The sequence below is a fragment of the Mucilaginibacter tolerans genome (assembly GCF_030519375.1).
In the GTDB taxonomy this organism is placed as follows: Bacteria; Bacteroidota; Bacteroidia; order Sphingobacteriales; family Sphingobacteriaceae; genus Mucilaginibacter.
In genome coordinates, this window is sequence record NZ_JAUMKB010000008.1 from 84,360 (window position 1) to 98,215 (window position 13,856).

A 13,856-nucleotide genomic window follows, 5' to 3' on the forward strand; every position below is an offset into this window, starting at 1 on the left:
GGCTATTTTTTACCAAAGAGAAATTTTACACCCAGGCTAACAGTTTGATTGTTTGCATCAAAGGTTGAGGTCCGCGAAAAGGAGGCTTTGTTAATGTAGGTGAAGCATACCTCTATTTTTTTATTTAAGACCATACCCGCTTGTAGCGGAAAGTTAATCCAAAAAGGCGCGAGATCTGGTCCGGCTATATCGGATTCGTCAATGACAAATTTGTTGTTAGTATAAGACGAAAAATTGAAAGCTATGCCAGCATCTATATATACCTTAAAATCGTCCTTATTGTAAAAATTGAACAATATTTGTGGTGCAACAGAAGCGGTGTATTGGTTAAATGTATAAGTCGTATGTGCGCTTGTGCCATCGACCCGGGCTATCTGGTATGCATAATTCGGATTGGCATACGAAAAAGCTATTTCTCCCCTGAATACAAACCTTTGAACGTTTGGATTATCAAAAAAATCAACACCAAGATTAATTCTGGGAGATGTTGCTGCCTGGCCATGCAATATATCTGTTGGTAATCCGGCAATGGTTATTTCCGAAACCTCTGTAGTAGTTCTTCCTACGGAGATACCGGCAAAAAACCGGCTTGAGGAAGCTTTCTTAGTAAAAGTCTTTTTATCGTTATTATTGACTTCATTTATTAACTGCTCTAAATCTGTTTGTTCATAACGAGCCTGATCTAATTTATTTACAAGGCCCGGGATTTGTAAGTTTAGTTTATTGATATATGAAATTAGCTGACCCTTGAAAACCTGTTTGTCAACTATTTCGTGTGCATTGGTATAATACTCATAGTATTTAAGCTCTTCGGGGGAGCCGTTGGTTTCTGCTACAAAGAACCTGGTTTTAATTTCGTCAGTGTACTTGTATAAGGTCATGTGACTACCGGTGGCAAGTCGCTGCAGAAATATGGTATCTGATTTCAAGGTCGTATCCAATTTCTCGGGCAGGTTTGAAAAATTGGTCTGATTCGTGCTTATCTCCCCGGTATAAGCTACATACGTTTCAAGTCCGGTAATCTGGAATTCCTTAATAGATTGAGGATTAAATTGAAGAACCTGCTTTTCAGTTTTGTTAACCTTGAAATCTATTGATTTCGGATTTTGGCGCCATTCCCTATAGTTTATAAATCCTTTTAATGTATCTCGATTGTTTTTTAAAATATAGCCTGGATGGTAATTGGATTGGGCGAAAAGAGCAAAAGGGACTATTAAAAACAGTGCTGTTAAATTTAGTTTCATATAGATTATTGTGAATTTGGTTTGGATGATATGGTCGATCTAAAAAACATTTCTACAACGCAATGTCAATCATCGGCCAAATAAATATTTGAATCCGGCCGATATGGCCCTGTTAGCAACCGAAAAGTTAGTATATTTTGTGTAGGCAGCTGCGCCAGTATAAGTTAATGCGATCTCTATTCTTTTGTCGATTACTACGCCGGTTTGCAGAGGAAAACTTGCCCAATAAGACTCCAGTTGATAAGGTGATTGCTGGACATAGCCCGAACTAGCGTAGGTGGCCTTATTATTAGAATACGAAGAAAAGTTGAACGAAATACCGCCATCCAGGTAAATCTTAAAAGCATCTTTGTTATAAATATTGAATAATATTTGAGGTGTTATACCCATTGTATATTGATTGAATGTATATGTACCTCCGTCAGGTAATACAAATCTGGGGTTAACATATGAGACCGAGACTTCTGCCCTTAAAATTATTTGTTGAACGTTTGGATTAATAAATAAGTCAATCCCAGCACTTAATTTGGGGGAAACAGTTGCACGGGAGACTTCAAAATTTCCATCTGAATATCCACTCACATCATATAGGGTTTGCGTATAATTTACGCCAAAACCAGCAAAAAAACGGCTATTTTTAGCTTTACTTTTATTATTTGCGCCACCATTATCTCCATTTATCATATCAACAACCTTTTTGAGATCGGCTTCGGTAAATTGTGCATGCTGAACGTAGCTGGCCAAATTTTTATCACTGGTACCATACAGATTTATATAATAATTCAGTTGGCCTCTGTAAGTTGTTGTTTCGATCACGTTATGCTCATCGGTGTAATATTGATAGTATTTTAGTTCTGTCATCGGACTGCCGCCGTCGGTAGAAACAAAAAATCTTTTCTTGATATCATCCTTCTGATAATAAAGCTTGAGGTATTTACCGGTTGTTATCTGTCTCAGAAATATGTTTTGTAGCATTTTACTGGTATCTATTCCGGTAGGAAGATCAGGAAAGCTGGTTTGATCCATGCTGATAATGCCAGAATAGCTTATGTAGTGTTCCATACCGGTAATTTCAAACGATTTGATTGTTTGTGGATCAAATTCCAATATGTTCTTGTCGGTTTGCCGTACTTTAAACTGGATAGATTTTGGCGTACGTTCCCACTCACGGTAATCAATATACCCCTTTAAAGTATCGCCATTGTTTTTTACAGCGTAACCTGAATGGTAGTTAGATTGCGCAAAAATGCTGAGCGGAAGCGCGATAAAAAGCACGATAAGGGAAAGTTTCATTTGAAATTGTGATAATAGTTCAGACAGTGAAGATAGCAATTAAAATATCGCTTCTGCAATCTTCCTGGTCGGGCCGGCATTACTCATGGTATAAAAGTGCAAAACAGGCGCGCCAAACTCAATCAGCTCTTTACATTGGTTGATCATCCATTCAATACCCACTTCGCGGGCGTCTTTATCATTTTTGCAGCCATTTATCGCATCACAGAGATCTTCAGGCATATCGATATGAAATGTCTTTGAAAGATTGACCAATTGTTTTGGACTAGTGATTGGCTTTAGCCCTGGTATAATAGGGACATTGATGCCATTCACCCGGCAGTTATTCACGAACTCAAAATACTTCTGATTATCAAAAAACATCTGGGTTACAATAAAATTGGCGCCCATATCTACTTTTTGTTTCAGGTATTTGAAGTCGGTTTTTAAGTTGGGTGCTTCAAAGTGCTTTTCAGGGTATCCGGCCACTCCCACGCAAAAATCCGTTTTCAGGTTCTCTGGGGTTTCATCATGAAGGTATTTGCCGTTGTTCATGTTTACCACCTGTGCAAGCAAATCAGTAGCGTAACAATGTCCGCCTGGAGTGGGCACAAATGATGAATCGGCTAAGCGCGCATCGCCCCTGAGCACCAGCACATTCTCAATACCCAAAAACTGCAGGTCTATCAAAGCGTATTCTGTCTCTACTTTAGTAAAACCACCGCACAGCAGGTGCGGAACAGTATCTACTTTATATTTATTCATGATGGCCGCGCAGATGGCTATGGTGCCGGGCCTTTTGCGGTAACTTACTTTTTCCAGCAAGCCGCTTTCATGCTGTTTGTAAATAAAATCCTCGCGCAGCGAGGTGACATCAATAAACGGCGGCTTAAATTCCATCAAGGGGTCGATGGCGTTATAAAGCCCTTCTATACTGTGGCCTTTAAGTGGCGGTATTAATTCGAATGAAAAAAGTGTTTTGCCTCTTGCGTTTTGTATATGTTCGGTGATCTTCATTTGTGATTCAGTCGGATCAAATATATAATAACAATTTATACTTTGTCATTGCGAGCGTAGCGTGACACTCGCGAACTGTGCCTCTTCGCCCTGTATAGTATGCGATTGCTTCGTTCCTGGCAATGACAGTTTGACTAATAATTCAAATTCGGTCCCATCCAGCGTTCAACGTCTTTGACCGGCATGTTTTTGCGTTTAGCGTAATCTTCTACCTGGTCTTGGCTTATCCTGCCTAAACCGAAATATCTTGCCTGTGGATGTGCAAAATAGAAACCGCTGACAGCCGCGGTCGGTGTCATAGCCATGCTTTCAGTGAGCTGTATGCCGGTGTTTTCTTCGGCCTTTAATAAACCAAATAGAGTGAGCTTCTCCGTGTGGTCAGGACAAGCAGGATATCCCGGTGCCGGACGAATGCCCTGGTATTGTTCCTTTATCAGGTCTTCATTGCTTAGCGCCTCATTTTTGGCATAGCCCCAATATTCCCGGCGAACCAGTTCGTGCATTTTTTCGGCAAACGCCTCGGCAAGGCGGTCAGCTAATGCTTTAGCCATTATGCTATTGTAGTCGTCGTGGTCTTTTTCAAACTCCGCCACCAGTTCATCGCAACCTATACCGGACGTTACCGCAAAACCGCCCCAATAATCCTGTACACCGCTATCTTTTGGCGCGATGAAGTCGGACAAGGCATAGTAAGGTTCGCCTTTCACTTTTTCCGCTTGCTGACGCAGCGTATGTATGGTGGTTAAAACCTGTTTGCGGCTTTCATCAGTGTATAGTTCGATATCATCACCCACACTATTGGCCGGCCAAAAACCGATCACGGCATTTGCTTTTAATAGTTTTTCTTTGATGATCCTTTTTAACAATACTTGCGCATCATCAAAGAGTTTTTTAGCCTCAGTGCCAACGTATTTGTCGTCAAATATTTTAGGGTACGATCCGCGCAGCTCCCAGGTATGGAAAAACGGTGTCCAGTCGATATAAGGGATCAGCTCTTCTAATGGGAACGACTCAAACACCTTTGTACCTGTAAAGGTTGGCTTTGGCGGGATAGAACCATTCAGGTTGATCTGTAACCTGGAGTTTCGGGCCTCATCAATGCTTACAAAGCGCTTGTCCGAACGTTTGTTCAGGTGCGCTTCGCGGGCCTTGTCATACTCCTCTTTTATCGATTGGATGTAGCTATTGCGTGTTTCCCTGTTCATCAGGTTGCTGCAGACGGTTACGCTGCGTGATGCATCCAGTACGTGAACAACCCCATGATGATAATTAGGCGCCACTTTTACAGCTGCATGAATACGCGAGGTAGTAGCCCCGCCGATAATGAGCGGAATGGTAAACCCTTCACGATCCATTTCTTTAGCAAAATGGACCATTTCATCCAATGATGGTGTAATCAAACCACTCAGCCCGATAATATCTACCTGATGTTTTTTTGCTTCTTCAATGATCTTTTGGGGCGGAACCATCACCCCGAGGTCTATCACCTCGAAGTTATTACAGGCTAATACTACACCGACAATGTTTTTACCAATATCGTGTACGTCGCCTTTGACAGTAGCCATCAATACTTTGCCTGCATTAGCCCGGCTTTCAGTGCTGTCTTCACCGGCATCTATTACCCGCTGTTTTTCCAGCTCTATAAAGGGCAGTAGATATGCTACTGCCTTCTTCATCACACGCGCTGATTTTACCACCTGTGGCAAAAACATTTTCCCGGCGCCGAACAGGTCACCCACTACATTCATTCCGTCCATCAGCGGTCCTTCGATCACTTCCAGTGGTTTGGCGAATTTCTGGCGTGCTTCTTCCACATCATCGTCCAGGTATTCGATAATCCCTTTTACCAGGGCATGCGATAAACGTTCCTCAACCGGGCCCTTGCGCCATTCTTCGTCTTTCACTACCTCTTTGCCCTTGCTTTTTACAGTTTCGGCAAATTCTACAAGCCGTTCGGTAGCATCCGGACGGCGGTTAAGCAGTACATCTTCTACTTTTTCCAGCAGGTCTTTTGGTATTTGCTCGTACACTTCCAGCATTCCGGCGTTTACGATACCCATATCCAGACCGGCTTTAATAGCATGATACAGGAATGCCGAGTGCATCGCCTCACGTACCACGTTATTACCGCGGAACGAGAAAGAAATATTACTTACCCCACCGCTTACTTTAGCCAGCGGCAGGTTTTGTTTGATCCAACGGGTGGCTTCGATAAAATCGACTGCATAGTTATTGTGTTCCTCCAGACCGGTTGCCACGGTAAGGATATTCGGGTCGAAAATAATATCCTGAGGGGGAAAGCCTACTTCATTTACCAAAATATCATAGCTGCGCTTGCAGATTTCTATACGACGCGCCAATGAATCGGCCTGGCCCTGTTCATCAAAAGCCATCACTACCACAGCCGCGCCATAGCTTAATATTTTACGTGCCTGCTCTTTAAATTTATCTTCCCCTTCTTTCAGCGAGATCGAGTTTACGATACCTTTCCCCTGCAAGCATTTCAATCCGGCCTCGATAACCGTCCACTTGGACGAATCGACCATGATAGGCAGTTTGGCAATATCGGGTTCGGATGCAATGAGATTCAAAAACTTCACCATTGCTGCTTCCGAATCGATCATGCCCTCGTCCATATTCACGTCAATCACCTGTGCACCACCCTCTACCTGCTGACGGGCTACTACAAGCGCGCCCTCGTAATCCTCGCCTAAAATGAGTTTGGAGAACTTGGGTGATCCTGTAATATTGGTACGCTCACCAATGTTGACGAAGTTAGTTTCGGGCGTTACATTTACCGCTTCCAAACCACTTAAGCGTAAATAAGGTTCAACCTCGGGTAGCGTCCTGGGCTTTGCTTTGGCTGCTTTTTCGGCAATACAACGGATATGTTCGGGTGTGGTACCGCAGCACCCGCCTACGATATTCACCATATTGAAATCCAGGAAATCCTCAATAAAATGCGCAGTTTCGTGCGGCATTTCATCATAGCCACCAAACTCATTCGGCAAGCCTGCATTTGGATAGGCAGAAATGAACACGTTGGCCTTTTCAGAAAGTTCCTGCAAATGCGGGCGCATTTCTTTGGCGCCTAAGGCACAATTCAAACCAACTGACAACAGATCAGCATGGCGAACTGAGTTCCAGAAAGCCTCCACTGTTTGACCGGATAGTGTACGACCTGATGCATCGGTAATGGTGCCCGAAATCATGATATTGCTGGTGCTCCGGTAAAAGGAACGATCCTTACCCGTTGCGCGGCATTCATGCTCATAGCGTTTTATTGCATAAATAGCCGCTTTGGCATTCAAAGTATCGAAGATTGTTTCGATCAGTAATAAATCTGAACCGCCATCAACCAATCCGCGCACCTGCTCATAATAAGCTTCGGCCAGGTCATCAAAGGTAACGGCACGGAAACCCGGGTCGTTCACATCCGGCGACATGGACGCGGTACGGTTTGTCGGCCCGATAGCGCCGGCCACAAAGCGCGGTTTTTCAGGATGTTTCTTGTTGTATTCATCCACCACCTCGCGGGCGATGCGTGCACCTTCATAGCTTAATTCATAGCCCAACTCCTCCATGTGGTAGTCGGCCAGCGAAATGCGTTGCGTGCTGAAAGTGTTGGTCTCAATAATATCCGCGCCTGCATCAATATATTCCTGGTGTATGGCCTCGATCACATCCGGACGGGTAATATTCAGCAGGTCATTATTGCCCTTCAAGTCTGAAGGGTGATTACGAAACCTTTCCCCACGAAAATCCTCCTCGGTCAGCTGGTACCGTTGTATCATGGTACCCATTGCCCCGTCAATTACCAGTATGCGTTTCTCTAATTCTCTTCGTATGTCCATTCTCTTAAATTTGAGATGTGAGATATGAGATATGAGACCGGAAAACAGTTTATAATCCAATCACAAACAGATATCTCAAATCATAGAATAGAGAGTCTTGACGCGAGGGAAAGAAGGTTGAAAAACCATCTCAAATCTCATATCTCAAATCTCACATCTAAAAAGGGCTTATGTCGAAAAGTCGGTTGTATTGTCTGACTTTCGCTTATCTGTCCTATCCATTTTTGAGGCGGATAAGTAGAACGTAGCACCTTGTAAGCACAGGTTGCTAAGACTTCGCAGGGTCTAATCCCTCCGTCTTTCTCTATAAGCAGTGCAAATTTGCACAATAATGTTGTAAAGTCAAAATTGGGAAGGACTGTTAGTGTTGGGGAAGTGTCATTTTGGAAGCGGATTCAAATTAAGTTGTTTTGCGGGGGAGGTATTGTAAATCCTAACCAATGCATTAGTTTTTCCAATAATTGCTATTTGCTAACTCGTAAGTCAGTTGATTAGAGAAATCCCCGTCAGATCCTACATGCAGATTATATGATTCGGTAAGATTACCGTTCCTATATAACCAATATCTATTCTGATTCGAATTAATAACTAAACTGTCATTCAATCTTACTTCTTCGTTATTTTTCGCCTCCACACAATGAAAAACGATTAAGCCCTTGTTGCTGTTGATCTGACAATAGTCATAGTTATTATTGCTCGTTTGAAAATTGGCCCGGTAACTATTTCTTTTATTTGAACGAATTACATCACCTACTAAAACAGGCTATCTACCATTGTTTGTAGGTATGATTTCTTTGATCTTCAATGTTAAAATTAGATTTAGGCTTTTAACGAATCTATCCGCAGCAACCTCGTCAGAACTTTTTGGCTGTAGGTAATAAAATATTGAAATAAACGCGAAACAGATGAAGATGAATAGAAACGGCCTTTTATTTTGTATTCTCAAATTTTCAAATAGCATGATTAGCTAAAGTTGTTTAGGCAATTTTACTACTAAGGTAAGATATGTGGTGATATTATTAAAGAGTTCAGGCTGTTGTCGGTGTTAACACAATATCATTCAGCCTATTTTCTTCCGGGCAGCAAAAGGCAAAGTAAACCGCAAAAAATGCTGCATGATTGGATTTCGAACGGAATCCTTTACCAAAGCAGGATTGCACAACCCACCCACCCCGTCCTGCTTGGTTAACTATTAACTGACAGTGATCTAATCTGTTAGTTGCTTATCATTACGATAGCGGTAGCCCAAGTGCTACAATAGTAGGAAACGAAAGCGTAATTCAACGCAACAGATAACGTATAAACACGGTTGATACTGTATTTGCCTATAGGTTAAATTTACAATTGTAAATCCATCGGTAAACTTTGGTTTTAGGTCTCTTTTAATAAGTAAATATTTAACCTTAAAAAAACGAAAAATGAACAAACATGACATTGTTAAGAAACTTCTTGACAGCAAAGCCGTTGACTTTAACGCAATCGGTAAAATGGTAGCAGAGATCGGCCCTTCACTTTCATTGGCAGATGAGCCATGGGAAGGATTCTGCGGAACCATGCGCACATTTATCCACCTTTATCGTCTACCGGGGGTAAATTCGCCGGTGGAAAATATTAATACTCTTGCTGAGGTAGCAGGTGAATTACGGTAATCCGGTCCAATCTGACAAAGCATCGGTTACCGGCTTCGAATACCGGGTACTGCATGCTTTGTCTTTCTCCAGGAATACCCTTGGCCTGCTGGCAGAGGAAGGATACGATGACCCGGACACGTTACAGGATAAGATACTGCCCGAGAAAGTGATTGGTGAAACGGCTTTTCTTTTATATGCAGCGTCGTTAGTTGAACACGCGGCTATAAAGGATAAAGTGTTTGAAATTGCGCAAATACTGGCACCATATGCACGCAGCAAAAAGATTCTCTTAGGAATATGTCTGTACCCGGCATTGGCTATAGAATTCGCACAGGCGCATGTTTTTTTAACCCGGATAGGCTATCCCGATAACTGTTTTGATAGAATGCTCGATAAAAGCATCAGTGCACAATCTCATTTCGGACGCGAGCGGCCGCCGCATCGTATGCTGGAGCAGGAATGGGTGAAGCGGGTCTGGACCGGCAGCAACGAGCCGGCCGGGAAGCGTATTTCTGATATGATCACAAATTCGGCGCTCTCATATCCCGTAGACCTGTTGCATGGCACGCGCGAAGACTTATACGCTTTTACCCATGCACTCATGTATGCCACTTGTTTTAATATCTCCCCCTGGAAAATAGGAAAGAAAACAGAGTTGATTTTAGAAGAAGCTGAAGCGATGCTTGCCCGTTGTATTGACGAGCAGGATTATGATTTAGCCGGCGAATTGCTTTTAGCCTGGCCACTCACCGGTAGCGCCTGGAGCCCTTTAGCTGTTTTTGCTTTCCAGGTGCTGATGCGGGTGGAGGATGAGGCTGGTTTTTTACCATCGCCTGCAACGCGTATTGATACGCTTCAAAAGCTCGAGGGCGAAAAAAAGAAAAAATATTTACATGCTACCGCCTATCACACCGTCTACGTAATGGGCTTGCTATGCTCAGCTTCTTTGCAAACAGGGATGAGGCCACCATCAAATATTTCTGCTAATAAACCCAGTCCAAAAATTCCTCAAAAAGTGCTTGAATTTTTAAGGGCCGGAAACTCAAATCCCCACTGGTTGGCGGATTTTGACCAATTGGAAGAAAACGAGAAAAATCCATTGGCTGACTTGCTGCTAAATATTGCTTTATACAGGAGTGTGCAGCAAAAGCAATATGATAGAGTTTTTGAATTGATCCAAATAGCTTATGAAGAGAAGATAGGGAGCAGTGCTCTTGTAACCCAGGCAGCCGAACTATTGGGCAGGCTTAGCCAGCTAACTTCATTTGGATAGAACTGCTTTTAAACGCCGCCTTTGTTGGGTGTTCCACATCGTTACAGGTGTTACACCTGTTCCATGTAACACTTCAAAATACTTTTAAACACCATTTCTCTTTCTGCCTAAAGAGTGGCAACTTCGCAATCCTTATTTTTGAGATATGATCACTCACTATAAAAAAATTGCTGCTGAATTGTCTGTTGCCGAAAAACAGGTCAGCACCACTGTGGGCTTGCTGGATGAAGGCGCGACCGTTCCCTTTATTTCGCGTTACCGCAAAGAGCTGACCGGCAGCCTGGACGAAGTGCAGGTTGCTGCCATCCGCGACCGCATACAGCAACTCCGCGATCTGGACAAACGCCGCGAAGCCATCCTGAAATCGCTCGCCGAAATGGGCAAGCTGACCCCGGAACTGGAGAAGCAGATCAACGAAGCAGAGACAATGGTGCTGTTGGAAGATATTTATCTACCGTACCGTCCAAAACGGAAAACAAGAGCCACCGCGGCACGCGAAAAAGGTTTGCAGCCTTTGGCCGATCTGATCCTGGAGCAAAAGAGGATTGATCTCGAGCCGGAAGCAGCTAAATATATTGATGAGGAAAAAGGGGTAAACTCCGCTGAAGAAGCATTGGCGGGAGCAAGAGATATTATCGCCGAACATATCAGCGAAAATGCGGACGTACGTACCAAAATGCGCGCGCTATTTTTAGAGAAAGGCACTTTTCAATCAAAAGTTATTGCGGGCAAAGAGGAAGCGGGCATCAAATACAAAGACTATTTCGACTGGACAGAGCCTGTAAAATCAGCACCGTCGCACCGCGTATTGGCTATGCGCCGTGGTGAGAAGGAAGAAATACTTTGGCTCGATATTCAGCCCGACGAAGATGAGGCTATCCAGCTATTGGACACTATTTTCATAAACGGCAATAATGAATCATCTCAACAAATAAAACTGGCGATAACCGACGGCTATAGGCGTTTGCTGAAGCCATCGATGGAGACAGAGATACGGCTGTTCACCAAAAAACAAGCAGACGAAGAAGCGATACGTGTGTTTGCCGAAAATGCGCGCCAGTTGTTAATGGCAGCCCCGCTTGGTCAGAAACGCACTATGGCCATCGACCCGGGTTTCCGTACGGGGTGTAAAGTGGTATGCCTGGATGAGCAAGGTAAACTATTGGAATATACTGCCATTTTCCCTCATACAGGAGCGGGTGGTGTAGTAGAAGCTGAGAAAACTACTCGTCATTTGGTGAGCAAATATGCTATTGAATCTGTCGCAATCGGTAATGGAACCGCAGGACGCGAGACAGAATTATTCATCCGCAACTTGAACTTGCCGTCAGTAAATATAGTGATGGTCAATGAAAGCGGTGCATCCATCTATTCTGCATCCGAAGCTGCACGCGAGGAATTCCCGGATAAGGACGTGACAGTGAGAGGTGCCGTATCTATCGGCCGCCGTTTAATGGATCCCTTGGCTGAGCTGGTGAAGATCGACCCGAAATCAATCGGCGTGGGCCAGTATCAGCACGATGTGGATCAGAATAAACTCCAAAGCTCATTGGATGATACGGTAATCAGCTGCGTGAATGCTGTTGGCGTGGAGTTGAATACAGCATCCAAACAAATATTAGCGTATGTATCGGGCCTTGGTCCGCAATTGGCGCAGAATATTGTGGATTATAGGAATGAGAATGGTGCTTTTAAACGCCGCGATCAGCTAAAAAAAGTAGCCCGTTTGGGCGATAAAGCTTATGAGCAGGCAGCAGGTTTTCTCCGTATCCGTGATGCGGAAAATCCATTGGATACCAGTGCAGTTCACCCTGAAAGATATAATGTGGTAGAGCAGATGGCGAAAGATCTGAAATGTTCGGTAAAAGATTTGATGAGCAATCAGCAATTGCGTAAAAGTATCCCGCTGCAAAAATATGTAACGGAAACCGTCGGCTTGCCTACGCTGAACGACATTATGGATGAGTTAGCCAAACCTGGCCGCGACCCACGTGAACAATTTGAAGCCTTTAGCTTTACTGAAGGCGTAAATGCGATTACAGACTTGAAGGTTGGAATGAAATTACCAGGTATTGTAACCAACATCACCAACTTTGGCGCTTTTGTCGATGTCGGTGTTCACCAGGACGGTTTGGTTCACCTGAGCCAAATCACGCATCGCTATATAAAGGATCCGAACGAAGTATTAAAGGTGCATCAGAAAGTGGAAGTGACCGTGACAGAAGTTGATGTGAACCGCAAGCGGATATCTTTATCTATGAAGGCTCATGAACCCCGTGAGCAGCAGAAGCCGCGAGAACAACCGAAATATCAGCATAAACCGGCACCAGAGAAAAAAGCTCAAAATCAACCTGAGACCGATATGGCCATTAAGCTGGCTGCGTTGAAAGGGAAGTTTAAATAAATCAAAACGTAATAAAAAGTAGTGGGTGCCTCAGTGCGACACCCTTTTTATTTCGTCCCAATAAAAGCTTTGTAGAATTACTCCAAAGTAATCTGTCTTCTGATGCTTTCTTCCAGCGAGATAAAAGTCTCGGTGCGCTGGATGCCCTTTACACTTTGGATGTGCTCGTTCAGTACCTCACGCAGGTGATTAGTATCATGGCAAACGATCTTGGCAAAGATGCTGTAGCCGCCTGTAGTGTAATGCAGCTCTACAATTTCCTTGATGCTTTTCAACTGTTTTACGGCCTCGTGGTATTGAGATCCCTTCTCGAGATAAATACCCAGGAAGGCAGTAATATCGTAGCCCAGTTTCTGCGGATCAACCTCCAGACTGGCGCCTTTGATAACCCCCATTTCCTCTAATTTTTTCATGCGAACGTGGATGGTTCCGCCGGAAACGATCAACTCTTTGGCTATTTCGGTATAGGGAGTTGTCGCATTTTTCATCAAAATCGACAAAATTTGAATGTCGAGATTATCAATTTCTAAATTTTGAGCTTTTCTGTGGGACATAAATTTTAAATTCTCTATTTAAATACAAGTTTAATTAAAATAAAATTAAAAATAAAAATATTTTATTGAAATATTTGCAAGAAATTGATTGTCCCATTAAATTTGTAATAAGCATTTAGATATTATCTACCGTTCTTTAAATGTTTACAATAATGTTGGGTGGTGAAATTTTTGGCAGACACACCTCCTTGTCCCGGTGGCGGAGATCATGGGAAACCAGCTTGCTGGCTAACCACTCCTTGAAGGTTCGACCCCTTCCCCAACAGCTTAAGTCAAAGGTCTGAAGCCGTAAGTTGAGAGTCATTACTCCTTCTTTCAGTTTATGACTACAGACTCAGACTTAAATATACTGTAGGATGGTGAAATTTTTGGCAGACACACCTCCTTGTCGCGGTGGCGAAGAGTAATGGGAAACTCTCAGCAATGAGAATAACCACTTCGTGAAGGTTCGACTCCTTCTCCTACAGCCCTTCTCATAATTTAGGTTTATAATTGGTTAGTAAAGACCCCTGCCCATCAGGGGCTTTACTGTTTTTAGACGAGTTTGCATTGAGCCGTTGGCACCTTACAGTTAATGCAAATTGCGCACTGACAACTGCCAACTGAT

General features: G+C 43.4%; 8 protein-coding genes and 1 riboswitch. Of the genes, 3 read left to right on the forward strand and 5 right to left on the reverse strand.

Annotation, left to right across the window (positions count from 1 at the left end):
• Nucleotides 1-2: 2 nt before the first annotated feature.
• From Q3A68_RS12790 to metH, 4 genes are all read right to left on the reverse strand, one after another.
• Nucleotides 3-1,244: an outer membrane protein gene (locus Q3A68_RS12790; protein ID WP_302901490.1), complete on the reverse strand. Its 1,242-nt coding sequence runs from the start codon at nucleotides 1,242-1,244 to the stop codon at nucleotides 3-5.
• Nucleotides 1,245-1,313: 69 nt separating this feature from the next.
• The gene (locus tag Q3A68_RS12795) at nucleotides 1,314-2,537 is read right to left on the reverse strand and encodes a hypothetical protein (protein ID WP_302901491.1); all 1,224 of its coding nucleotides are present in this window, start codon (nucleotides 2,535-2,537) and stop codon (nucleotides 1,314-1,316) included.
• Nucleotides 2,538-2,576: 39 nt separating this feature from the next.
• A complete protein-coding gene (gene metF / locus Q3A68_RS12800; RefSeq protein ID WP_302901492.1) occupies nucleotides 2,577-3,533 on the reverse strand; it encodes a methylenetetrahydrofolate reductase [NAD(P)H] in 957 nt (318 codons plus the stop codon).
• A gap of 134 nt (nucleotides 3,534-3,667) precedes the next feature.
• Complete coding sequence (metH, locus tag Q3A68_RS12805; protein WP_302901493.1) at nucleotides 3,668-7,387, reverse strand: methionine synthase; 3,720 nt, start codon at nucleotides 7,385-7,387, stop codon at nucleotides 3,668-3,670.
• Between the two features lie 202 nt (nucleotides 7,388-7,589).
• A riboswitch (SAM riboswitch) is annotated at nucleotides 7,590-7,700 on the reverse strand.
• 1,105 nt (nucleotides 7,701-8,805) lie between these two features.
• Here metH and Q3A68_RS12810 point away from each other — a divergent pair.
• From Q3A68_RS12810 to Q3A68_RS12820, 3 genes are all read left to right on the forward strand, one after another.
• Entirely contained in the window at nucleotides 8,806-9,036 is a 231-nt protein-coding gene (locus Q3A68_RS12810; RefSeq protein WP_302901494.1) for a hypothetical protein, read from the forward strand.
• Nucleotides 9,023-10,291 (forward strand): DUF6895 family protein, encoded by a 1,269-nt coding sequence (locus tag Q3A68_RS12815; protein WP_302901495.1) that lies wholly within the window; start codon nucleotides 9,023-9,025, stop codon nucleotides 10,289-10,291. Before Q3A68_RS12810 ends, Q3A68_RS12815 begins: the two co-directional genes overlap by 14 nt.
• A 145-nt stretch (nucleotides 10,292-10,436) precedes the next feature.
• On the forward strand, nucleotides 10,437-12,695 hold the full coding sequence (locus tag Q3A68_RS12820) for a Tex family protein (RefSeq protein ID WP_302901496.1): 2,259 nt from the start codon (nucleotides 10,437-10,439) through the stop codon (nucleotides 12,693-12,695).
• Nucleotides 12,696-12,772: 77 nt separating this feature from the next.
• Here Q3A68_RS12820 and Q3A68_RS12825 read toward each other — a convergent pair whose 3' ends face one another.
• Entirely contained in the window at nucleotides 12,773-13,249 is a 477-nt protein-coding gene (locus tag Q3A68_RS12825; protein ID WP_302901497.1) for an Lrp/AsnC ligand binding domain-containing protein, read from the reverse strand.
• Nucleotides 13,250-13,856 lie beyond the last annotated feature (607 nt).